Source organism: Streptomyces thermodiastaticus (genome assembly GCF_014656135.1).
GTDB classification, from domain to species: Bacteria; Actinomycetota; Actinomycetes; order Streptomycetales; family Streptomycetaceae; genus Streptomyces; species Streptomyces thermodiastaticus.
This window is the reverse complement of sequence record NZ_BNBV01000004.1, coordinates 175,968-197,295: the sequence shown is the minus strand read 5'-3', so window position 1 is coordinate 197,295 and position 21,328 is coordinate 175,968. Positions and strand designations below refer to the sequence as shown.

Annotated in this window: 21 protein-coding genes; 9 read left to right on the top strand and 12 right to left on the bottom strand. The window is 72.7% G+C overall.

Translation table 11 applies throughout. From position 1 onward, the window contains the following. Positions 1-6: 6 nt before the first annotated feature. Together IE286_RS06175 and IE286_RS06170 are read right to left on the bottom strand one after the other, a co-directional pair. Positions 7-759, bottom strand: a complete 753-nt coding sequence (locus IE286_RS06175) for an SDR family NAD(P)-dependent oxidoreductase (RefSeq protein ID WP_189795586.1) — start codon at positions 757-759, stop codon at positions 7-9. Positions 760-1,062: 303 nt separating this feature from the next. Next, the gene (locus tag IE286_RS06170) at positions 1,063-2,109 is read right to left on the bottom strand and encodes an acyltransferase domain-containing protein (RefSeq protein ID WP_229861996.1); all 1,047 of its coding nucleotides are present in this window, start codon (positions 2,107-2,109) and stop codon (positions 1,063-1,065) included. Positions 2,110-2,268: 159 nt separating this feature from the next. On the opposite strand from IE286_RS06170, the gene IE286_RS06165 reads away from it, so the two are divergent. After that, positions 2,269-3,321, top strand: a complete 1,053-nt coding sequence (locus IE286_RS06165) for a ketoacyl-ACP synthase III family protein (protein ID WP_189795585.1) — start codon at positions 2,269-2,271, stop codon at positions 3,319-3,321. Between the two features lie 90 nt (positions 3,322-3,411). On the opposite strand, the gene IE286_RS06160 is transcribed toward IE286_RS06165, so the two are convergent. From IE286_RS06160 to IE286_RS06145, 4 genes are all read right to left on the bottom strand, one after another. Continuing rightward, positions 3,412-4,230, bottom strand: coding sequence for an AfsR/SARP family transcriptional regulator (locus IE286_RS06160; RefSeq protein ID WP_229861995.1), 819 nt, complete (start codon positions 4,228-4,230; stop codon positions 3,412-3,414). Between the two features lie 223 nt (positions 4,231-4,453). Further along, positions 4,454-4,711: an acyl carrier protein gene (locus IE286_RS06155; RefSeq protein WP_189795583.1), complete on the bottom strand. Its 258-nt coding sequence runs from the start codon at positions 4,709-4,711 to the stop codon at positions 4,454-4,456. A gap of 28 nt (positions 4,712-4,739) precedes the next feature. Beyond that, complete coding sequence (locus IE286_RS06150; RefSeq protein ID WP_189795582.1) at positions 4,740-5,999, bottom strand: ketosynthase chain-length factor; 1,260 nt, start codon at positions 5,997-5,999, stop codon at positions 4,740-4,742. Next, positions 5,996-7,264, bottom strand: coding sequence for a beta-ketoacyl-[acyl-carrier-protein] synthase family protein (locus IE286_RS06145; protein WP_189795581.1), 1,269 nt, complete (start codon positions 7,262-7,264; stop codon positions 5,996-5,998). The genes IE286_RS06150 and IE286_RS06145 overlap by 4 nt, the downstream gene beginning before the upstream one ends. Before the next feature lie 214 nt (positions 7,265-7,478). Between IE286_RS06145 and IE286_RS06140 the strand changes: the two genes are divergently transcribed. The 3 genes from IE286_RS06140 to IE286_RS06130 all read left to right on the top strand — a co-directional run bounded on the left by IE286_RS06140 (position 7,479) and on the right by IE286_RS06130 (position 9,926). Further along, positions 7,479-7,655, top strand: coding sequence for a DUF6104 family protein (locus tag IE286_RS06140; protein ID WP_168131569.1), 177 nt, complete (start codon positions 7,479-7,481; stop codon positions 7,653-7,655). A gap of 317 nt (positions 7,656-7,972) precedes the next feature. Further along, positions 7,973-8,899: a DUF4097 family beta strand repeat-containing protein gene (locus IE286_RS06135; RefSeq protein WP_189795580.1), complete on the top strand. Its 927-nt coding sequence runs from the start codon at positions 7,973-7,975 to the stop codon at positions 8,897-8,899. 1 nt (position 8,900) lies between these two features. Then, positions 8,901-9,926, top strand: coding sequence for a PadR family transcriptional regulator (locus tag IE286_RS06130; protein WP_189795579.1), 1,026 nt, complete (start codon positions 8,901-8,903; stop codon positions 9,924-9,926). 85 nt (positions 9,927-10,011) lie between these two features. Here the strand turns inward: IE286_RS06130 and IE286_RS06125 are convergent, their stop codons facing one another. Both IE286_RS06125 and IE286_RS06120 read right to left on the bottom strand, forming a co-directional pair. After that, positions 10,012-10,977, bottom strand: a complete 966-nt coding sequence (locus IE286_RS06125) for a zinc-binding dehydrogenase (protein WP_189795578.1) — start codon at positions 10,975-10,977, stop codon at positions 10,012-10,014. Positions 10,978-11,330: 353 nt separating this feature from the next. Then, positions 11,331-12,551, bottom strand: a complete 1,221-nt coding sequence (locus IE286_RS06120) for an NAD(P)-dependent malic enzyme (RefSeq protein ID WP_189795577.1) — start codon at positions 12,549-12,551, stop codon at positions 11,331-11,333. A gap of 547 nt (positions 12,552-13,098) precedes the next feature. Here IE286_RS06120 and IE286_RS06115 point away from each other — a divergent pair. The 3 genes from IE286_RS06115 to IE286_RS06105 are packed head-to-tail and all read left to right on the top strand — an operon-like array spanning position 13,099 to position 15,828. After that, positions 13,099-14,055, top strand: coding sequence for an ABC transporter substrate-binding protein (locus tag IE286_RS06115; RefSeq protein ID WP_189795576.1), 957 nt, complete (start codon positions 13,099-13,101; stop codon positions 14,053-14,055). Positions 14,056-14,086: 31 nt separating this feature from the next. Further along, positions 14,087-15,025: an amino acid ABC transporter permease gene (locus IE286_RS06110; RefSeq protein WP_189795575.1), complete on the top strand. Its 939-nt coding sequence runs from the start codon at positions 14,087-14,089 to the stop codon at positions 15,023-15,025. Positions 15,026-15,075: 50 nt separating this feature from the next. Beyond that, entirely contained in the window at positions 15,076-15,828 is a 753-nt protein-coding gene (locus IE286_RS06105) for an amino acid ABC transporter ATP-binding protein (protein ID WP_189795703.1), read from the top strand. A gap of 77 nt (positions 15,829-15,905) precedes the next feature. Here IE286_RS06105 and IE286_RS06100 read toward each other — a convergent pair whose 3' ends face one another. Next, a complete protein-coding gene (locus IE286_RS06100; protein WP_189795574.1) occupies positions 15,906-16,676 on the bottom strand; it encodes a class I SAM-dependent methyltransferase in 771 nt (256 codons plus the stop codon). A gap of 100 nt (positions 16,677-16,776) precedes the next feature. Between IE286_RS06100 and IE286_RS06095 the strand changes: the two genes are divergently transcribed. Next, positions 16,777-17,427 (top strand): CGNR zinc finger domain-containing protein, encoded by a 651-nt coding sequence (locus IE286_RS06095; protein ID WP_189795573.1) that lies wholly within the window; start codon positions 16,777-16,779, stop codon positions 17,425-17,427. Here IE286_RS06095 and sodX read toward each other — a convergent pair. Further along, a complete protein-coding gene (sodX, locus tag IE286_RS06090) occupies positions 17,310-17,744 on the bottom strand; it encodes a nickel-type superoxide dismutase maturation protease (protein ID WP_189795702.1) in 435 nt (144 codons plus the stop codon). The genes IE286_RS06095 and sodX overlap by 118 nt on opposite strands. 145 nt (positions 17,745-17,889) lie before the next feature. Between sodX and sodN the strand changes: the two genes are divergently transcribed. Beyond that, the gene (gene sodN / locus IE286_RS06085) at positions 17,890-18,285 is read left to right on the top strand and encodes a superoxide dismutase, Ni (protein WP_189795572.1); all 396 of its coding nucleotides are present in this window, start codon (positions 17,890-17,892) and stop codon (positions 18,283-18,285) included. Between the two features lie 294 nt (positions 18,286-18,579). Here the strand turns inward: sodN and IE286_RS06080 are convergent, their stop codons facing one another. Both IE286_RS06080 and IE286_RS06075 read right to left on the bottom strand, forming a co-directional pair. Continuing rightward, positions 18,580-19,755, bottom strand: a complete 1,176-nt coding sequence (locus tag IE286_RS06080) for a family 2 encapsulin nanocompartment cargo protein polyprenyl transferase (RefSeq protein ID WP_189795571.1) — start codon at positions 19,753-19,755, stop codon at positions 18,580-18,582. A 118-nt stretch (positions 19,756-19,873) separates the two neighbouring features. Then, positions 19,874-21,280 carry a family 2B encapsulin nanocompartment shell protein gene (locus IE286_RS06075; RefSeq protein WP_189795570.1) on the bottom strand — a complete coding sequence of 469 codons (1,407 nt, stop codon included), beginning with the start codon at positions 21,278-21,280 and terminating at the stop codon, positions 19,874-19,876. Positions 21,281-21,328 lie beyond the last annotated feature (48 nt).

The following is a 21,328-nucleotide window of genomic DNA, read 5'->3' as shown; positions in this document are numbered from 1 at the left end:
CGCGGGTCAGCGCCCCAGGTGAGAGCCGCCGTTGAGGGAGATGATCTGGCCGGTGAGGTAGGACGTGGCGGGATCGGTCAGGAAGGCCACGGCGCGGGCGATCTCCTCGGGGGTGCCCGCCCGGCCCTGCGGGATCCGGGCGACCATGCGGTCCCACATCTCCTGGGGGATGTGCTCGGTGGCCTCGGTGCGGGTCAGGCCGGGGGACAGCACGTTCACGCCGACGCCATGGGGGGCGGCCTCGCGGGCCACGCACAGGGCGTAGACGTTGAGCGCGGCCTTGGCGGTGCCGTGCGCGGCCATGGCGGGGGCGGCGGGGCCGCGGGCGGCCTCGCTGGACAGGTAGACGATCCGTCCGCCGCGGCGGGCGAGTTCGGGCAGTGCGGCCTGGGTGGGGTGGAAGGCGGCGGCCAGCTCGTCGCGGACCTTGCCGGCGAACACCTCGAAGTCGACGGTGGCGACCTCGCCCTGGCCCAGGCCGACGTTGGCGTTGCACACCAGGACGTCCAGCCCGCCGAACTCCTCGACGGCGCGGGCGATCAGCGCGCGGGCCTCCTCGGGGCGGGTCACGTCGGCGGCGTGGGCGACGGCGGTGCCGCCGGCCGCCTCGATCTCCTTGACCACCTGGGCGGCCGCCTGCGGGCTGCTGCGGTGGTTGACCACCACGCGGTGGCCGCGGGCGGCCAGGGTGCGGGCGATGGTGGCGCCGATGCCCCGGCTGCTGCCGGTCACCACGGCGGTCCGTGCGGTCGCGGTCATCTCGCTGTGCTCCTTGCGTCGTCCGGTACGGGAGGCGGTGCGGACGGGTGTCGTGTGGGTTCGGAAGGAGGAGGGGGGCCGGGAGCCGGGCCGTGCGGGGCGGCGCCCGGGACCTGTGGGCGGACCGGGCGGGTGCCGCCGTGGCAGGCCGGGCGGACGGGCGCGGCGGCCGTCGAGGGTGCCCGCTGTGTCCGAGGAGACCCGGCCGGCACGGCAGCCCCGCAGGGCAGGACTCGGGCACGGTGTGCCGGACGGGCGGAGGCCGGGCGCCCGACCCGGCGGGTCGACGGCCGCGATGCCCGGTCACGGCGTCCCGCCGGCCGCACGGGCTTCGGGTGTGAGGGAGGCCGGCGTCGTGCCGGACAGCGGTGTGCCCTCGGCCCGCAGCAGGTCCGCGGCGCGGCGCACCTGGCGCCGGTCCTCGTCGTCGCCGGCCGGCCGCGCGGGCAGCAGGGCCACGGCGGCGGACGTGCCGGCGCGGACCGTGCGGTGCCGGCGGGCCAAACCGGTCAGCATCTGGCCGGGGCCGGTCTCGACCAGCAGCAGTGCGCCGGTGGCCAGCAGGTCGTCCAGGGCCGGTCCGAACAGCACCGGCTCCGCCGGGTGGCCCGCCCAGAACTGCGGTCGCAGCGCCTCGGTGTCGCCGAGGCGTCCGGCGGTGTACGCCGACCACAGCGGGATCGCGGGCGCCTTCATGCGCAGGCCCGCGTACGCCTCCGTGGTGCAGGCGGAGCGCACGGCCGGGCTGTGAAAGGCCGTGGTCGCCCGCACCGGGCGGCACGTGTATCCGGCGGCCCGCAGCCGTGCCGCCGTGTCGTCCAGGCCGGGGGCGGGTCCGGCGAGCATCACCTGGCGGGGCGCGTTGACCGCGCCGACGACCACGTCGCCGTGCAGATACGGCGCCAGCTCGTCCGGGGACGCGGCGACCGCCAGCATGCCGCCGGGCGGCAGCGCGGCCAGCCGGTGGGCACGGTCCCACATCAGGCCCATGGCGTCCTCGGGGCGGAACACCCCGGCGAGGGCGCCCGCGGCCAGTTCGCCCGCGCTGTGCCCGAGCAGGGCCGCGGGCCGCACGCCCCACGCGCACACCATGCGGCCGAGCGCGAAGTCCACGGCGTACAGCAGCGGCTGGGACCGGGTCACATGGTCCACGGACACGCGGGGCTGAAGGGCCAGCCAGTCGTCGCGCAGCCGGCGGCCGTCCGCCCCGAGGGCGGCGAAGAGCGCGTCGACGGCGGCGGTGAAGTGCGGTTCCCAGTCGTAGAGCCCGGCCGCCATCCGGACGTGCTGCGCGCCCTGACCCGGCAGCAGGAAAGCCACCGGCCGGGCGGCTGCGGCATCGCGAGTCACAGGTGTCCTTCCTCGTGGGGGCGGCTCGTCGGCTCCAGGCTCGCCAGGCGGCCTCGAGGCGCCCTCGAGGAGCGCTACAGCGCTGCGGGCAGCCGCACTTCGAGCGCGGTTCCAGGGCGGGTGGACCGCGTCTCGAGGAGCGCCGGTGAGGGTGGGGGCATGACCTTCGACGATCTCCACATCGCCGGATGCGCCGCTTTCCTGCCGTCCGCGCTGCCGGCCGACGAGGCCGTGGCGCGGGGCGAGTGCTCCGCCGCCGAGGCCGCGCGCACCGGCGTCACCTCCGTCACGGTCGCCGGTCCCGGCGACTTCGGTCCGGCCATGGCGGCGCGGGCCGCGACGACCGCGCTGGAGCGGTCCGGTCACCGGCCGTCGGACATCGGGCTGCTGCTGCACGCCACGTTGTACGACCAGGGGCACGATCTGTGGTCCTCGGCGGCGTACGTGCAGTCCCTGGCGCTCGCCGGGCAGGACGAGCCGTGTCCGGCCCTGGAGGTGCGTCAGGTCTCCAACGGCGGCATGGCCGCGATGGAGCTGGGCGCGGCCTTCCTGCGGGCGGGCACCGGGCGGTCGGCCGTGCTGCTGACGGCGGGCGACGTGTTCGGCCCGCCGGGGTTCGACCGCTGGCACAGCGATCCCGGCACGGTGTACGCCGACGGCGGGGCGGCGCTGGTGCTGAGCCGCGCGGGCGGTTTCGCCCGGCTGCGCAGTCTGGTCACGGTCTCCGAGCCGCGGCTGGAAGGCATGCACCGCGGCGACCATCCGTTCGCCCTGCCCGCGAAGGGGCCGCGCCGGGTCGATCTGGACGAGTGCAAACGGCAGTTCCTCGACCGGGTGGGCCGGCACACCGCGGTTTCCTGGGTGTCGGCCGGTCAGCGCCGGGCGCTCACCGGTGCGTTGCGGGAAGCGGAGGTGGACCTGGCGGACGTCGACCACTTCGTGCTGCCGCATCTGGGGCGGCGCCGGCTGGAGGCGACGTACTTCCGTGCCTTCGGCATCGACCCGGAGCGCAGCACCTGGTCCTGGAGCCGGGGTGTGGGACACCTCGGCGGCGGCGACCAGTTCGCGGGTCTGGCGCATCTGGTGGAGAGCAAGCAGCTCGCCCCCGGTGACCTGGTGCTGCTGGTCGGTGTCGGCGCGGGCTTCACCTGGAGCACCGCCGTGGTGGAGGTGACGGAGCTGCCCGACTGGTCGCGTAAGAGCGGGACATGAGCGAGCGGCGGGCCCGGCCGTCCCCGTGGCCGGGCCCGCCGCGCTGTGCGGGGGCGGGTCACCGGACGCCGGCTGCGTCCGGTGCCCGTATCACGCCGCTCCGAGCAGTCCGGCGCGCTCGACGGGCGTAGTGATCTGCGCGTCCAGGGCCGGCTCGGAGGCCAGCACCGCCTGGTGCAGATCGTGGATCCGGGCCGACGGATCCAGGCCCAGTTCGTTGATGAAGCACATGCGCAGTTTGCGGTAGACGTCCAGGGCCTGGGCCCTGCGTCCGGAGCGGTACAGCGCCAGCATCAACTGGGCATGGAGATTTTCGTTGAGCGGAAACTCGGTGATGAGGGCGGCGAGTTCACCGAGCACCTCGTGGTGCCGGCCGAGTCGCAGGTCGGCCTCGATGCGCTGCTCCAGGGCGCCCAGCCGTGACTCGCGCAACCGGACGGCCTCCACTTCGAGCAGCGGCCCGTTCGGCACGTCGACCAGGGCGTCGTCGCGCCACAGGGCGAGCGCGGCGCGCAGCGTGTCGGCGGCCTCCTGGGCTTCTCCCCTGGCCAGCGCCTGCCGGCCGTGCGAGCACAGCCGCTCGAACCGGTTGACGTCCACCGCGTCGGCGGGCAGCCGCAGCATGTACCCGCCGGGGTAGGTGACCAGGGTGGCCTTGGCTTCGGCCATGCCGCCGTCGAGGGCGGCGGCGAGCTGCTTGCGCAGCAGCAGGATGTAGGTCTGCAGAGTCGTGGCCGCGCTGGCCGGCGGCTTCTCCCCCCACAGTTCACGCATCAGCGCCGCTGTGGAGACGACGTGATTGGCGTGCAGGACGAGCAGCCCGAGCACCTTGCGGGGCTTCGGGGCGGTCGGGACGACGGAGCGTCCGCCGCAACGTACGTCGAGTGTTCCGAGAACCCGGGCGATCACTGGCGCCTCCGAGGCATTTCCCCCGTTGTGAATTTCCCACCGACTTGAAGGAGTGGTTAATTGCATTATTCCGCCCTACTGGTCACAGGCATCCTATGCGAAGGGATGACTGCACGAGTCAATGGTTCTTAAAGTTTGTTACTCCCCCGTCGCGGGTAAAGGAGCTCTTACGCCCGGCGCGGCGCCCGGCGCACAAAGGCGCCGCGCCGGACTCGGGACGTTGTCAGACGCCGGCCGCGATGACCTCGTTGACGGCATCGAGGAACTGGCGCGGGGTCTGAGCGGTGGCCAGCAGATCGTCGTCCAGGGTGACGCCGTAGTCGCGCTGGACGCGGCCCAGGGTCTCCAGCAGCGCCAGCGAGTCGTATCCGAGGTCGGTGAAAGCGGTGTCGGCTATGTCGCCGCCGAGATCGACGCCCTCGTCCTCGCCCGCGCTCTCGCGCAGGATGCGGACGAGCGCTTCCAGGGTCAGTGCGGTCATCGCTGTTTCCTCTCTGCGGGTGATGGGGTCACCGGTCGCCGGCGGGGGCGCCGCCGGTTACCCGGTCGTCCGCTGCCGTGAGCACGAGCGCGCTGGTGAACCCGCCCGTGCCGCGGGCCAGGACGCAGGCGGTGCGCACCCGGTGCGGGCGCGGGCCGCCGGTCACCAGATCGATGCCGTAGTCCTCGCGGGCCCGGTCGACCGGACCGGCCGGCGGGAGCACGCCGTCGCGCATGCTCAGCAGCGCGGCCACCACGTCGAGGGGCGCCCCGCCGGAATTGAGCCGGCCGGTCAGCGCCTTGGGCGCGCACACCGGCACGCCCATCGGCCCGAAGACGGCGCGGATCGCCTCCGCCTCCCGCTCGTCCAGGTCCGGGGAGCCGGCCGCGTCGGCGAAGACGGCGTCCACCTCGCCGGGCGCCACCCCCGCGTCGGCCAGCGCCCGCTCGACGACACGGCGCAGCGCGGGCGGGCGGCCGGAGCCGGGCACGGGGTCGAAGCCGGCGGCGTAGCCCGCGACGACGCCGTAGCAGCGGCCGCCCCGACGCCGTACCGCGCCGGCCTCCTCGACCACGAGGATCGCGCCGCCCTCCCCCGGCACATGGCCGCAGGCGCGCGGGGAGAACGGCAGATACGCCTCGTCGGCGCACTCCCGGGTGCTGATCCGGTTCGTGGACAGGTGTGCGATCCAGCCCCAGGGGTTCAGGGCGCTGTCGACGGCCCCGCTGACGATCAGCGGGGTGCCGCCGCGGATGGCGCGGCGGGCCTGGCCGAGGGCGTCGAGCCCGCCGGCCTGCTCGCCGACGACGACGCCGCTCGGGCCGCGCATGCCGTTGCGGATGGAGATCTGGCCGGTGTTGACGGCGTAGAACCATGCGAACGACTGGTAGGCACTGACGTGCTCGGGCCCCTTGCTCCACAGGTTCTGCAGCTCGCGCTGACCGAACTCGTACCCGCCGGAGGCGCTGGCGGTGATCACGCCCCGGTCGAAGCCGTCCCCGTCCCTCGGGTCCACGCCCGCGTCGGCAAGCGCCCAGTCGGCGGCGGCCAGGGCCATCCGCGTCATCCGGTCGGTCTGCGGCAGCAGCCGGCCCGGCAGGTGCGCGCGGGGGTCGAACGCCTCGTCCGCCACCTGCCCGGCCAGCCGTGCCGGGTAGGGCTCGGGGTCGAAGCGCTCCAGCGGGCGGATGCCGGTCTCGGCGCGCAGCGTCGCCGACCAGAACTGCTCGGTGCCCACACCGTTCGGCGCGATCACGCCGAGGCCGGTGATGACCGCGGTGGGTGTCATGCGGCGCTCCTTTCGGGACGGGTGAGCACGAGGGCGCTCTGGAAGCCGCCGAAGCCGCTGCCGACGCTGAGCACCGCGTCGACCCGCTTCTCCCGGGCGTGCAGCGGGATGTAGTCGAGGTCCAGCTCGGGGTCGGGTTCGTGCAGGTTGGCGGTGGGCGGCAGCAGGCCGTGCTCGACGGCCAGGGCGCAGGCGGCGGCCTCCAGGGCGCCGATGGCGCCGAGGGAGTGCCCGATCATCGACTTGATGGAGCTCATCGGGGCGGCGTACGCGTGCCGGCCCAGGGCGCGTTTGACGGCGGCCGTCTCGTGGCGGTCGTTCTGCTTGGTGCCGGAGCCGTGCGCGTTGACGTACCCGATGTCCTCGGGGTTGGTGCGGGCGTCGTCGAGAGCGTGGCGGATGGCCTCCGCCATCTCCCGCCCGTCGGCCTTCAGGCCGGTCATGTGGTAGGCGTTGCTGCGCGTGGCGAAGCCCGCGACCTCGGCGTACACGTGCGCGCCGCGCCGCAGCGCGTGCTGGAGCTCCTCCAGGATCATCACGGCCGAGCCCTCGCCGAGCACGAAGCCGTCACGGGTGCGGTCGAAGGGCCGGGAGGCGGTGGCGGGGTCGTCGTTGCGGGGCGAGGTGGCCTTGATGGCGTCGAAGCAGGCGACCGTGATCGGCGATATGGGGGCGTCGGTCGCACCGGCCACGACGACGTCGGCCGAACCCTCCCGGATCAGTTCCAGCGCGTGTCCCAGGGCGTCCAGGCCGGAGGTGCAGCCGTCGGAGACGACGGTGGCGGGCCCCTCCGCCCCGGCCAGCCAGGCCACCTCGGCGGCCAGCGAGCTGGGCACGAACTGGGCGTACAGATGGGGCGAGGTGTAGGCGTGGTCGACGACCCACTGCCGGCCGGAGTCGCTGGTGACGGCGTACTCCCGCTCCAGGCTCATGCTGCAGCCGACGGCGCTGCCGATGACCACGCCCATCCGGTCCGGCTCCGGGGGGCTGTCCGCGATGCCGCTGTCCGCGAGGGCCTCGCGGGCACTGACCACGGCGAGCTGCGCGGCCCGGTCCATGCGCCGCGTCTCGCGGGGTGTCAAGCCGTGTGCGGCGGGATCGAAATCACATTCTGCGGCAATACGCGAGCGGTACCCCTCGGCGTTGAAAAGACTGATTGTGCGCGTCGCGGTCCGACCCGCCGAGATGGCCTCCCAAAACGCTTTGGCTCCGATGCCTCCGGGCGCCGTCACACCGATTCCGGTGATTGCAACTCTCCGCCTCATGACCTTCCCCGCGATGTAACGGATGCATTTCGGTCAGCCAGATGAATTGGCTTCCATGAGGCTGCGGGCGGTGACTCGAAGGCACCTAGAGAGCACCTAGAAGAGCACCTGGAAGAGCACCTGGAAGAGCTTCTGAGGGGCTCGGCGGACTCCGGCGGTCCGGGCCGCTCCTATCCTGGAGTCCTGTCCTTCACCGAACGACGGAGCACCATCCATGTACTTCACCGACCGCGGCATCGAAGAACTCGAGAAGCGGCGCGGCGAGGAGGAGATCACCTTCGAGTGGCTCGCCGAGCAACTGCGCACCTTCGTCGATCTGAACCCGGACTTCGAGGTGCCGGTGGAACGCCTGGCGACCTGGCTCGCGCGGCTGGACGACGAGGACGAGTAGGACCGGCAGCACCGGCCGCACCCGTACGGCCGGCCCGGCCATGACGGCCCGGCCGGTGACGGTCGGGCCGGTGGCGGTCCGGTCAGCGACGGTCGGGCCGGTGGCGGTCCGGCCGGTGCCCCTGCGCCCCTTCGGGGGCGCTTCGTCGTTTTCACGGAGCGTCACGTTGCGTCTTGACACCGCACAACCGCGATATATCGTGTCTATCGAGGATGCGATATGACGCGTCGGCCGTGCCGACGCCCGCTCGTGTTCCCCGGTCCTGTCTCCGGTGCCGCTCACCCGCGTGGCCCGGCCCGCTAGAGGAGGTCTGCCCCATGTCCGAGTGGTCCGTAGGGGAGCCGGTGAAGCTCGCCTTCGACGAACCCGTGACCCGGCTCAGCGTCCGCATCGTCCAGGGCGCGGTGAACGTGGTCGGCACCGACGAGACCCCCGCCCGCCTGGAGGTCTCCGAGATCGAGGGGCCACCGCTGGTGGTGACCCAGCAGGACGGCACGCTCACGGTGGCGTACGAGGACCTGCCCTGGAAGGGCTTCCTGAAGTGGTTCGACCCCAAGGGATGGCGGCGCAGCGCCGTGGTCACGCTGGCCGTCCCGGCTGCCACCCGGGTCGAGGTGGGCGTCGTCGGCGCCGCCGCCATGGTGTCGGGCATCAGCGGGGCCACGGCGGTACGGGGCGTCACCGGGGACATCACGCTGGTGGGCCTGACCGGTCCGGTCACCGCGGACACCGTCTCCGGCGCCGTCGAGGCCCAGGCCCTCTCCGGGGATCTGCGGTTCCACTCGGTCTCCGGGGATCTGACGGTGGTGGAGGGCACCGGAACGTCGGTCCGTGCGGACTCGGTGAGCGGCTCCATGATCGTCGACCTGGACCCGGCGGACCGGCCCACCGAAGTCACTCTGACCAGCGTCTCCGGGGAGATCGCCATACGGCTGCCCCATCCGGCGGACACCCGGGTGGAGGCGAACACCGCGAGCGGTACGGTGTCCAACGCGTTCGAGGACCTGCGGGTCGACGGCCAGTGGGGCGCCAAGCGGATCACCGGCCGGCTGGGCACCGGCCGCGGCAGGGTGAAGGCGAGCACGGCCTCCGGTTCGATCGCCCTGCTGCGGCGTCCGCCGGCGGCAGAGGAAAGCTGGGAGGCCGCCTCGGACACCGACCCCGGCGGCACCCCGGCCGCCCCCGGGACCGGCCCCGCGACGGACGGCACGACCGACGGCACGACCGACAAGAAGGTGCTCTGACATGCCTCCCGTCTTCGCTCACGGCCGCCTCCGCCTGTACCTGCTCAAGCTGCTGGACGAGGCGCCGCGCCACGGCTACGAGGTGATCCGCCTCCTGGAGGAGCGCTTCCAGGGCCTGTACGCGCCGTCGGCCGGCACCGTCTACCCGCGGCTGGCCAAGCTGGAGGCCGAGGGCCTGGTCACCCACACCACCGAGGGCGGCCGCAAGGTGTACGCCATCACCGACGCCGGCCGTGCCGAACTCGCCGACCGCAGCGGCGAACTGGCCGACCTGGAGCTGGAGATCCGCGAGTCGGTGGCGGAGCTGGCCGCCGAGATCCGCGCCGATGTGCGCGGCGCCGCGGGCAAGCTGCGGCGCGAGATGCGTGCCCAGGCCTCCCAGGCCCGGCAGGGTGCCTCCGGCGGCGGGGCCGGGGAGCACGGCTTCGTGGACGAGCGGGAGGCGTGGCAGGCCGCGAAGGAGGAGATGCGGCGCGTCAAGCAGGAGTGGAAGGAGCAGGCCCGCCGCGCCAAGGACGAGAGCCGCCGGGCGCGCGAGGAGGCGCAGCGGGCCCGGCGCCAGGCGAAGGAGGCCCAGGAGCGGGCCCGTGCGCAGGCGCAGGAGGAACTCCAGCGCATCGCCCGCCGGATCCAGCAGCAGGTGCAGGACCACTTCGCCCGCGGCGACTGGCCGACCGGGGTGCGGGAGGGCCTGGCCGAACTGGCCAAGGAGGTGGGCAGCTTCGGCAAGGAGTTCGGCAAGGACTTCGGCTTCGCCCGTCCGGCGAACGGCACCCAGTACCAGCACCCCGAGTACTCCCAGACCCCCGAGGACTTCCCCGCCGCCTACGAACCGGCCTGGGCGCACGAGGAGTTCACCGGCGACCCGGCCCGCGATCTGGACCGGCTGCTGGACCGCTTCCGGGACGACATCCGCGACGCGGCCCGCGACCACGGCGTCACCGCGGAACAACTCCGCGCAACCCGGCATCACTTGTCCGAGGCGGCCGCCCGTATCGGGGCGCTGCTGCGCGCTCCGCAGAAGTGACGGCGGGCGCGACCGGGCGGCCGGGCACGGCCGTCCCGGTCGCCCGGCACCTGGCGGGCCGGGGCGCCCGCCGGTGCCGTGCCGGTCAGCCGACGGTGAAGACGATCTTGCCGAACTGGCCGCCCGACGCCATCCGTTCGAACCCCTCGCGGGCCCGGTCGAGCGGGAGGATCTCGTCGATGACGGGACGCACGCCGGTGGTGTCGCAGAAGGAGAGCAGGTCCTCCAGCTCGTCCTTGGTGCCCATCGTGGACCCGACCACCTTCAGCTCCAGGAAGAAGATGCGGGTCAGCTCGGCGTGGGAGGGCCGGTCGCCGCTGGTGGCACCGGAGATGACGAGGGTGCCGCCGGGGCGGAGCGACTTCACCGAGTGGGACCAGGTGGCCGCGCCCACCGTCTCCAGCACGGCGTCCACCCGCTGCGGCAGCCGCGCGCCCGGCTCGACGGCCTCCACGGCGCCCAGTTCCAGGGCCCGCTTGCGCTTGGCCTCGTCCCGGCTGGTGGCGAACACCTTCAGCCCCGCGGCCTTGCCGAGCACGATGGCGGCGGTGGCGACGCCGCCGCCGGCACCCTGCACGAGGACGGAGTCGCCGGGTCGCACCCCTGCGTTGGTGAACAGCATCCGGTACGCGGTCAGCCAGGCCGTGGGCAGGCAGGCGGCCTCCTCGAAGGAGAGGCCCTTGGGCTTGGGCAGCAGGTTCCAGGTGGGCACCGCCACCTGCTCGGCGAAGGTGCCCTGGTAACGCTCGGTCAGGATGGACCTCGGCTCCCGGGGCCCGACGCCGTGCCCGCTCTGTCCGATGACGGAGTGCAGCACGACCTCGTTGCCGTCCTCGTCGACGCCGGCGGCGTCGCAGCCGAGGATCATCGGCAGCTTGTCCTCGGACAGGCCGACTCCCTTGAGCGACCACAGGTCGTGGTGGTTCAGGGAGGCGGCCCTGACGTTGACGGTGCTCCAGCCGGGGCGGGCCTCGGGGGCCGGGCGCTCCCCCGTCTCCAGCCCGTTCAGCGGCTGGTCGCGGTCGATTCGGGCGGCGTAGACAGCGAACATGACCTTGACGATAGGGGCACGGACCCGCCCGCGGTACCTCGCCGCCCTGTGACACACGCCCTCTTGCCGAGCCGTCCCCCGACAGGACGGCACGGGCACGACCGCCCGCGCCCGGCGCGCTCCCCCGGCCCGCGTGACGCCCCCCGGGGACCGCGCCCGGCGCCCCGCCGGGCCCGGCCCGGTCCCCCGTGTCCCGTCCCCCGGGACACCGTGCGGCCCCGCCCGTGCGTGCGGGCGGGGCCGCGCGGCCCGGTCCGGTGCGGCCGGTGCGGGGCGGTGAGGCCGGACGCGTCACGCCGGCCACGTCGCGCAGGCCGGACGGCGCCCCGTCCGCGGCGGCCGGTCCCGTCGGGTCAGCGCCGGGCCACGCCCTCGGCGCGGGCCGCGGCCGCGACCGCCGCCGTCACGGCGGGGGCCACCCGCTCGTCGAACGGCGAGGGGATGACGTAGTCCGCGGCGAGGTCGTCCCCGACGACCCCGGCCAGTGCCTCGGCCGCCGCGAGCTTCATGCCCTCGGTGATCCGGGACGCCCGCACCTGCAGCGCGCCGGCGAAGATGCCGGGGAAGGCCAGGACGTTGTTGATCTGGTTGGGGAAGTCCGACCGCCCGGTGGCCACGACCGCCGCGTACGTGTGCGCGACGTCCGGGTGGATCTCCGGGTCCGGGTTGGCCATGGCGAAGACGAAGGCGCCCTTTGCCATCGACGCGACGGCCTCCTCGGGCACCGTGCCGCCGGAGACGCCGATGAACACATCCGCACCGGCGAGCGCGTCCTTCAGGGACCCGCTGAGCCGGGCCTTGTTGGTGAAGGAGGCCAGCTCCCGCTTGACCGGGGTGAGGTCCTTCCGGTCCGCCGACACGATGCCCTTGCGGTCGGCCACCGCGACATCGCCGATGCCGGCCCCGACCAGCATCCGGGCGATGGCGACCCCGGCCGCGCCCGCGCCGGAGATCACGGCCCGCAGGTCGCCGAGGGCGCGTCCGCTCAGCCGGGCGGCGTTGCGCAGCGCCGCGAGGGTCACGACCGCCGTGCCGTGCTGGTCGTCGTGGAAGACCGGGATGTCCAGGCGCTCCTGGAGCCTGCGCTCGATCTCGAAGCAGCGCGGCGCGGAGATGTCCTCCAGGTTGATGCCGCCGAACGACGGCGCCAGGCGCACCACGGTGTCGACGATCTCGTCGGTGTCGGTGCAGTCCAGGGCGATCGGCACCGCGTCCACGCCGCCGAACTGCTTGAAGAGGATCGCCTTGCCCTCCATCACGGGAAGGGAGGCCCGGGGACCGATGTCTCCGAGCCCCAGCACGGCCGTGCCGTCGGTCACGACGGCCACGACGGACGACGTCCACGTGTAGTCGTGCACCAGCTCGGGCTGCTCGGCGATGGCGGTGCACACCCGCGCGACGCCGGGTGTGTACGCCAGGGACAGGTCGTCCTTGTCCCGGACCGGCACGGTGGCCTGCACGGCCATCTTGCCGCCGCGGTGCAGCGCGAAGGCCGGGTCGAAGGAATCGAGCGGCTCTGCTCCGCCGTCCTGGTCCGTGCTGTCGCTGCAAGGATTGACGATCTCCGCTGCCACGGTGTCTTTACCCCTTAACGGTCATGGATCGAGGGTGGCCACTCCTGGTGAGGGGTGGGCGGGACCGCGTACGACCCAGTCAGTGATGCGTGCGGGCACGTACGCGACGGGCGCGCCGCACACGCGCCCTGAGCCCCGGATGAGGGGTGTAAGGAACCTTCATACCGGACGGACGGGGCCGACGACGAGTCGGTAACGCGAAGGTCACATGACGGCGATGCGACACATGGCTCAATATGCGGACAAAGCATGGACAAGGGCCCGCCACAACCGCAGGGTGGCGTGAAAACACCGCTCCGACGGCCCACATCCCGAGACCGGCCGGAGTTCTTCCTGCCGGAAGGAAGTGTTCTTGCACAGCGTCCTGTGCCGTCCGACGGCGACACGCGGTTGCACGGCCACCTGTTATGCGATTTTGACATCGCGACTGCCCTGAATGGCGCAGGCCCGATGGCAAGATGCGTCAATCACACGAGGTCGCGACACCCGAAGGTGTGTGTTGTCGGCGACCGAACGGCAACTCCACCCACCGCCGGAGGAACCCACCATGACCGCACGCTCCACGCGTCGTCCGACCGCCACACACCCCCGTCTGGCCGTGGTCGGTGCGATCGCGGTCGCAGGCGCCCTGACGCTCACCGGCTGCGGTGACCAGACCAAGAACGCGGAATCGTCCGACGCGGGCGCGTCCGCCTCGGCTCCGCTCGCCCACCTGCTCCCTGCGGACATCCGCGGCAAGGGTGTCATCGACGTCGGCTCCGACATCGCCTACGCGCCGGTCGAGTTCAGAGACGACTCCGGCAAGGTCGTCGGCCTCGACCCCGACCTCGCGGCCGCTCTGGGCAAGCAGCTCGGGGTCAGGTTCGAGTTCCACAACGGCACCTTCGACGCGCTGCTCACCGGCCTGCGGTCCGGCCGCTACAGGATCGCCATGTCGGCGATGACCGACAACTCAAGCCGCCAGCAGGGCGTGGACCCCGACACCGGCAAGAAGGTCGGCGAGGGAGTGGACTTCGTCGACTACCTCAGCGCCGGTGTCTCCCTCTACACGCGCAAGGGCGACACCCGGGGCATCACGTCCTGGCCGGATCTGTGCGGCAAGAAGCTCGCGGTCGAGCGCGGCACCGTCTCGGAGGACCTCGCCAAGGCCGAGGCGGAGAAGTGTCCGAGCGGCAAGAAGCTCACCATCGAGGCCTTCGACGACAACCAGCAGGCCGAGACCCGGCTGCGCTCGGGCGGCGCGGACGCGGTGTCCGCCGACTTCCCGGTGGCGGCGTACGCGGTGAAGACCTCCGGCGGCGGCAAGGACTTCCAGATCGTGGGCGAGCAGGTCCAGGCCGCCCCCTACGGCATCGCCGTCGGCAAGAAGGACACGCAGCTGCGAGACGCGCTGCGGGCCGCCGTGAACGCGATCATCCAAAACGGCGAGTACCAGAAGATCCTCGAGAAGTGGGGCGCACAGGACGGCGCCGTGAAGGAATCCGTCATCAACGGCGGCAAGTGACCGGACCGAGCGGCCACCGAGAGGCACACCCGTGACTGCTGACATCGACAAGACGGCGGGTCCCCTGGACTCGCCCCCGGCCCCGCCCCAGCCCGTCAAGGCCATCCCGGTCCGCCACTACGGGCGGTACGTCACCGCCCTGGTCGCCCTCGCCGTGCTGGCCGCGATCGTGTACGCGTTCAGCCAGGGCAAGATCAACTGGCAGGCCGTTCCCGACTACTTCTTCGACCACCGGATCATGACCGGCGTCGGCAAGACGCTGATGCTGACGGTGCTGTCGATGCTCATCGGCGTCGCCGGCGGCATCGTGCTGGCCGTGATGCGCCTGTCGAAGAACCCGGTGACCTCGGGCATCGCCTGGTTCTACATCTGGTTCTTCCGCGGCACCCCGGTGCTGGTGCAGCTGTTCCTGTGGTTCAACCTCGGCCTGGTCTTCGAGTACATCGACCTGATGCCGATCTACAAGGACTACTGGTCGAACTTCATGACGCCGCTGCTGACGGCCCTGCTCGGCCTGGGTCTGAACGAGGCGGCGTACATGGCGGAGATCTGCCGCGCCGGTCTGCTCGCCGTGGACGAGGGCCAGACCGAGGCCGCCCACGCGCTGGGCATGAGCCACGGCAAGACCCTGCGGCGGATCATCATCCCGCAGGCCATGCGGGTGATCGTGCCGCCGACCGGCAACGAGGTCATCAACATGCTGAAGACGACCTCGCTGGTCGCGGCCGTGCAGTACCCGGAGCTGTTCCGGTACGCGCAGGACATCGGCCAGGTCTCCGGTGCCCCGGTGGAGATGTACTTCCTCGCCGCGGCCTGGTACCTGATCCTGACCTCGGTGCTGAGCGTGGGCCAGTACTACCTCGAGCGGTACTACGCCCGCGGCTCCAGCCGCCGGCTGCCGCCGACGCCGTGGCAGAAGGTCAAGGCGAACCTGTTCTCCGTCGGCCGGCCCAAGGGAGGCATGGCATGACCGGCAAGCTCAGCAAGCAGCAGGTGCCCGCGGGCCGCGGCGACCTGCCGATGGTCAGGGCGGAGGGCGTGCACAAGTCCTTCGGTCAGGTGGAGGTCCTCAAGGGCATCGACCTGGAGGTCAGGGCGGGCGAGGTGTTCTGCCTCATCGGCCCCTCCGGCTCCGGCAAGTCCACCTTCCTGCGCTGCATCAACCATCTGGAGAAGATCAACGCCGGCCGGCTGTGGGTGGACGGCGAGCTGGTCGGCTACCGGCAGCAGGGCGACAAGCTCTACGAGCTGCGCGACCGCGAGGTGGCCATGAAGCGCCGGGACATCGGCATGGTCTTCCAGCGGTTCAACCTGTTCCCGCACATGACGGCCGTGGAGAACGTCATGGAGGCGCCGGTCCAGGTCAAGGGCGTGCGGAAGGCCGACGCGCACGAGCGCGCGATGAGCCTGCTGGCGCGGGTGGGACTGGCCGACCGGGCCGGGCACTACCCGTCCCAGCTGTCCGGCGGGCAGCAGCAGCGCGTGGCGATCGCCCGGGCGCTGGCCATGGACCCCAAGCTCATGCTGTTCGACGAGCCGACCTCGGCGCTCGACCCGGAGCTGGTCGGTGACGTCCTGGACGTCATGCGGGATCTGGCCGAGTCGGGCATGACGATGATCGTGGTCACCCACGAGATGGGGTTCGCCCGCGAGGTCGGCGACAGCCTGGTGTTCATGGACGGGGGCGTGGTGGTCGAGTCCGGCCGTCCGCGGGACGTGCTGACCAACCCGCAGCACAAGCGGACGCAGTCGTTCCTGTCGAAGGTGCTGTAGCCGGAGCGCACGCCTGGCGGGACGGGGAGCGGTCACGGCGCCGCGACCGCTCCTCGTCCCCGGTGTGGCCGGCACCGCTACTTCAGCGCCAGCAGCAGCGTGTCGGACGGCGAGCACCACACCGGCCGGGCCTCCGAGAAGCCCTGGGCGCGCAGCACCTCCGCGTGCCAGGCGGCGGAGGGCGTCTCACCGTCGGCGTGCTCGCCGAAGATCTCGAAGCGGCGGGCCGTCGGCTCCGCCAGCACCGGGTCCCGCGCGGCCAGCTGCCACCAGTCGGCCCAGTCGAGGGCGCCCTCCTGCCTGGCCCGCTCCATGCGTGCGTGCCGCAGGGCGCGTTCGGCCTCGTTGATCCGCGGGGTGGTGTCGTCGGTCATGTGATCGGCGTTCATGAAGACACCGCCGTCGCGGACCAGGTCCGCGATCTGCCCGTAGAGGGCGGCGAGGGGTTCGCGGCGCAGCCAGTGCAGGGCCGTGGCGGTCAGGACGGCGTCGTAGGAGCCGTACGGCAGCTTCGCCGGCCAGTCGGGGTCCGTCAGGTCGGCGGTGACGAAGGTGACCCGTGCGTCGCCCTCGAAGGTGCCTCGCGCGATGGTGAGCAGCGCCGGGTCGAGGTCGACACCGGTGCTGGTGGCCCGCGGGAAGCGGTCGAGCAGGCGGGCGGTGATGCTGCCGGTGCCGCAGGCCAGGTCCAGCACCCGCGGCGCGGTGCCGACCAGCGCCTCCACCATGTCCAGCATGACGCGGAAGCGGTCCTCGCGGTCGGGCATGTACCACTCCTGCTGCCGGTCCCAGCTTCGCTGCCAGGCCTGCCAGTCCGCGGCCGCCGCGGTGATACCGAAGTCCGTCATCGTCACCCTCCCGAGCGCGATGGGCGTAATACCCTGTAGACAGGAACGGCCGTTACAAGACCGCGCTCGCCACCCTAGGGCGATCTGGTAAGGACTACAAGTGGAACTGGCCTATTACTCGGATTACGCCGTGCGGCTCGTCAACAGCGAGGAGCCCGCTCGGGGCAAGGACCGGCTGACGTCGGTGGAGGCGGTCCGGGAGCTGTTCGGCGAGAACTCCTCGGCGGCCCGGCGCGCCACCGAGGCCGACGTGACCCGTTTCCGTTCGGTGCGCAGCCGGCTCCGCGCCGTCTTCGAGGCCGCCGACCAGGGCGACGAGACCCTGGCCGTGGCACTGCTGAACTCGCTGCTGCTGGAGTTCCCGGTCAGCCCGCAGATCTCCGGACACGACCAGCGCGACGAGGACGGGCGCCCGCTGTGGCACATGCACCTGGCGGACCATCCGTCCAATGCCACCTCCGGCTACGCGGCGATCGCGGCGATGGGCCTGGCCTTCCACCTCACCGAGTACGGAGTGGACCGCCTCGGCCTGTGCCAGGCGGCGCCCTGCCGCAACGCCTACCTGGACACCTCCACCAACCGCTCGCGCCGCTACTGCTCCGACCGCTGCGCCACCCGCGCCAACGTCGCCGCCTACCGGGCCCGCAAGCGCCTGGAGGCCGACCGGTCGGGGCGCACGAATCTGGCCGCCGACAGCGCCCAGCGCACCAAGGCCAGCGGGGAGCGCGCGGCGGGCGTGCGCGGCCGGTAACGGAACCACACCTTCGCCAGCACCAGCTCCTCCGGCACGGTGCCGAAGTCGGTGCTGTCACCGCCCGCGTACGGGTTGTCCCCCAGCACCCACCAGCCGCTCTCGCGCCGCTCCGCCGCGCGCTTGACGATGAGCAGATCCTGCTGGAAGGGGTGCCGCAGCACGACGATGTCGCCCGGCCTGATCCGGGCCCCGTACTGCACCACGAGCCGGTCGCCGTGGTGAAGCGTGGGCACCATGGACGGCCCGCTCACCTCCGCCAGGCCGAAGGGCAGCACGGCCACCCTGCGCTCGGTCTCCTGCGACAGCTCCGGCATCACCGGCACCTCCCCGGTCCGTTCCTCCACCGCTCCCAGTCTGACCCCGGACTTTTGTCCTAAGCCCTAGGGGGCACTCGCGAAATCACGCCTTGCACGGAGTAATGTCCCACCTGAGAAGACGATCACGAGGAAGGAATGCTCCATGCTTTCCCGCCTGTTTGCCCCCAAGGTCAAGGTCAGCGCCCACTGCGACCTCCCCTGCGGCGTGTACGACCCGGCCCAGGCCCGCATCGAGGCGGAGTCGGTGAAGGCCATCCAGGAGAAGATGGCCGGCAACGACGACCCGCACTTCCAGGCCCGTGCCGCGGTCATCAAGGAGCAGCGCGCCGAGCTGGCCAAGCACCACGTCTCGGTTCTGTGGAGCGACTACTTCAAGGCCCCGCACTTCGAGAAGTACCCGGAGCTGCACCAGCTGGTCAACGACACCCTGAAGGCGCTTTCCGCGGCCAAGGCCTCCACCGACCCGGCCACCGGCCAGAAGGCGCTGGACTACATCGCCCAGATCGACAAGATCTTCTGGGAGACCAAGAAGGCCTGACCCGGGCGGCTCGCCCGTGACCCGCGCCGCGCAGGTCGCCGCATCTCTCACCGCACCCGGTCCCCTTCCCGGAACGCCGCGCCGGCGCTCCGGGCGGGGGCCGGGTGCGGTCGTTCACGGCCCGGCCGGAGCGGCGTCCGTGTCCGGTGACGGGTCCGCGAGACACGTTCTCGTCGGGCAGCCGGCGGACGACATACCCGCCACGCCGAAGCACCCGGCGGGCCGGACGGCTCGTGCCCCGTACGGCCCGCCGGGTGCCGTGCGGCCGGGACGGACGCGGTCGCTGCCCGGCGGTCAGCTGGTGCGGCGGGTGACGAACTCCGCCAGGGCGAGCAGGCCGCCTGCCGCCCGGGGGTCCGGGATGGCACGGGCCAGGTCGGCGACGGCCCGTGCCATCCGGTCACCCGCCTCGGACTGGGCCCAGTCCCGGCCACCCGCGCGCTCGACCACCAGCGCCGTGCTCTCCTCCTCGCCCGGACGGTGCGGCCGGGCGTAGATCGCTGCCAGCTCGGCGGCCTCGGGCGTGCCCGAGGTCAGCGCGGCGACGACCGGCAGGGACTTCTTGCGGGCCGCGAGGTCCGCCCCGGCCGGCTTGCCGGTGCGGGCGGGATCGCCCCATATGCCGATCACGTCGTCGATCAGCTGGAACGCGAGCCCGGCCTGCCGGCCGAACGTGTCCAGCGCGTCCACCTCCTCCTCGCCCGCCCCGGCGTACAGCGCACCGACGGCGCAGGCGCACCCCAGCAGCGCGCCCGTCTTGGCCTCGGCCATGGCCAGCACCTCGGGGAGCGTGACGTCCTCGGGGGCGCGTCGCTCCAGGGCCGTGTCGGCGTGCTGGCCCGCGCACAGCTCGACGACACAGGCCGCGAGCCGGGCGGCGGCCGCCGGGGAGGCGGGGTGCCGGTCCTCGGCGAGCACCCGCAGGGCCAGCGCCTGCAGGGCGTCCCCGGCGAGGACGGCGTCGGCGTCGCCGAACACCCGCCAGGCGGTGGGCCGGTGGCGGCGGGTGGGGTCCCGGTCCATCACGTCGTCGTGCAGCAGCGTGAAGTTGTGCACCAGTTCCACCGCCGCGGCGGCACGTGCCGCGCCGGCCCGGGCCGCAGGCCCGCCGAGCGCGGCGGCCGCGGCGAGCACCAGGGCCGGGCGGATCGCCTTGCCCGCGGGCCCCGCCGCCGGGGTGCCGTCGGCCTGTTCCCAGCCGAAGTGGTAGCGCGCGATGCGGCGCATCGGGGCCGGCAACGAGTCCACCGCCGCCCGCAGCTCGGGGTCGACCGCGGCCCTGGCCCGCTCCAGGATCAGCGCGGCGTCGTGCCCGTCGGTGCCGCCGCCGGCCGCGGCGGGGGCGTCGGCGCCGTCCGCGGGCTGCCGGGGGTGGGGCTCGCCCGGGGCCGCGTCACGGGGCGGTGCGCCGTCGCCGGCGGGCGGTGCGCCGGGTGGGCGCCGTGTCGACTCCGTCATGAACTCGGCCATCCGCTCCCCCTCGGAGATTCGGTGAACCAGGATGCGCCGCCGGCCGGGACCGGGCGTGCGCCCCGAGGGCCTACCCGGCCCGGCGGGTGCGGACACCGTGTTGCGGCCGCGGCCGGTGTCAGCGCCAACGGCCGACCTCGACGTTCTCCAGGACGCCCAGCGCGTCGGGTACCAGGACCGCCGCCGAGTAGTACGCGGTCACCAGGTACTTGATGATCGCCTGCTCGTTGATGCCCATGAACCGCACCGACAGGCTGGGCTCGATCTCGTCCGGGATGCCCGTCGCGCGCAGGCCGATGACGCCCTGGTCCTCCTCGCCGGTGCGCATCGCGATGATCGAGCTGGTGCGGGCCTCGGTCACCGGGATCTTGTTGCACGGAAAGATCGGCACCCCGCGCCAGGTGGGGATGCGGTTGCCGGCGATGTCGATGGTCTCGGGGACCAGTCCGCGTTTGTTCAGCTCGCGGCCGAACGCGGCGATGGCGCGCGGATGGGCGAGGAACAGCGTGGTGCCGCGGCGGCGGCTGAGCAGCTCGTCCATGTCGTCGGGACCGGGCACCCCGTCGTGCGGCTGGATCCGCTGGTCGTACTCGCAGTTGTGGAGCAGGCCGAACTCGGGGTTGTTGACGAGTTCGTGCTCCTGGCGCTCCTTCAACGCCTCGACGGTGAGCCGGAGCTGCTGCTCGGTCTGGTTCATCGGGTGGTTGTAGAGGTCGGCCACGCGCGTGTGGATGCGCAGCACGGTCTGAGCGACGCTCAGCTCGTACTCCCGGGGTTCGGGTTCGTAGTCGACGAAGGTGTGTGGGATGTCCGGCTCACCGCTGTGGCCCGCGGACAGCTCGACCGCCTTCTCGCCGTAGGTGTTGGTGCGCTGCCCCGGGACGGAGCGCCGCCGCCTCAGGTGTTCGCGCAGCGACTCGGCGCGCTCGGCGATCTGCTCGAAGTCCTGCCGGGACAGGACGAGGACGGTGCACGCGGTGTCCGCGCGGACCGTGTACTCCCAGATGGCGTCCGGGTCGAGCAGCGCCTGTTCGCCGAAGTGCGCGCCGTCGGCCAGGACGCCGAGGACCTGGTCGTCGCCGTAGGGTCCGGTGCCGGCCTTCTCGACCCTGCCGTGCGCCAGCAGGTACACCTCGTCGCACCGGTTGCCGAAGGAGGCGATCACCCGGCCGGCACCGATCTCGCGCTGCCGGCAGCGCTGGGCGAGTTCGGAGAGCACGTCGTGGTCCTCGTAGCCCCGCAGCACGGGCAGTTCGCCGAGTTCGGCCGGGATCACCTCGACGCGGTCGCCGGTCTTCACGAACGTGATCCGGCCGTCGCCCACGGCATAGGTCAGACGCCGGTTCACCCGGTACGTGCCGCCCTGGACGTCGACCCACGGCAGCATGCGCAGCAGCCAGCGCGAGCTGATCTCCTGCATCTGGGGCACGGACTTGGTCGTGGTGGCCAGATTCCGCGCGGCCGCCGTGCCCAGACTCTGCTGCGGCCGGCCCTGCTCCGTACGGACCTCTTCGCCTACCGACATAGAGATGTGCCTCCCTCTCATACCGGGCTCGTGCGGCGCCGGCATCGA

Coding starts and splice junctions, on each gene's coding strand:
- IE286_RS06140 (WP_168131569.1), top strand. CDS start 7,479: ATGTACTTCACCGACCGCGGCATCGAAGAACTCGAGAAGCGGCGCGGC.
- IE286_RS06150 (WP_189795582.1), bottom strand. CDS start 5,999: ATGACACCCACCGCGGTCATCACCGGCCTCGGCGTGATCGCGCCGAAC.
- IE286_RS06115 (WP_189795576.1), top strand. CDS start 13,099: ATGACCGCACGCTCCACGCGTCGTCCGACCGCCACACACCCCCGTCTG.
- IE286_RS06080 (WP_189795571.1), bottom strand. CDS start 19,755: ATGGCCGAGTTCATGACGGAGTCGACACGGCGCCCACCCGGCGCACCG.
- sodN (WP_189795572.1), top strand. CDS start 17,890: ATGCTTTCCCGCCTGTTTGCCCCCAAGGTCAAGGTCAGCGCCCACTGC.
- IE286_RS06175 (WP_189795586.1), bottom strand. CDS start 759: ATGACCGCGACCGCACGGACCGCCGTGGTGACCGGCAGCAGCCGGGGC.
- sodX (WP_189795702.1), bottom strand. CDS start 17,744: ATGCCGGAGCTGTCGCAGGAGACCGAGCGCAGGGTGGCCGTGCTGCCC.
- IE286_RS06075 (WP_189795570.1), bottom strand. CDS start 21,280: ATGTCGGTAGGCGAAGAGGTCCGTACGGAGCAGGGCCGGCCGCAGCAG.
- IE286_RS06155 (WP_189795583.1), bottom strand. CDS start 4,711: ATGACCGCACTGACCCTGGAAGCGCTCGTCCGCATCCTGCGCGAGAGC.
- IE286_RS06100 (WP_189795574.1), bottom strand. CDS start 16,676: ATGACGGACTTCGGTATCACCGCGGCGGCCGCGGACTGGCAGGCCTGG.
- IE286_RS06165 (WP_189795585.1), top strand. CDS start 2,269: ATGACCTTCGACGATCTCCACATCGCCGGATGCGCCGCTTTCCTGCCG.
- IE286_RS06105 (WP_189795703.1), top strand. CDS start 15,076: ATGGTCAGGGCGGAGGGCGTGCACAAGTCCTTCGGTCAGGTGGAGGTC.
- IE286_RS06145 (WP_189795581.1), bottom strand. CDS start 7,264: ATGAGGCGGAGAGTTGCAATCACCGGAATCGGTGTGACGGCGCCCGGA.
- IE286_RS06125 (WP_189795578.1), bottom strand. CDS start 10,977: ATGTTCGCTGTCTACGCCGCCCGAATCGACCGCGACCAGCCGCTGAAC.
- IE286_RS06130 (WP_189795579.1), top strand. CDS start 8,901: ATGCCTCCCGTCTTCGCTCACGGCCGCCTCCGCCTGTACCTGCTCAAG.
- IE286_RS06135 (WP_189795580.1), top strand. CDS start 7,973: ATGTCCGAGTGGTCCGTAGGGGAGCCGGTGAAGCTCGCCTTCGACGAA.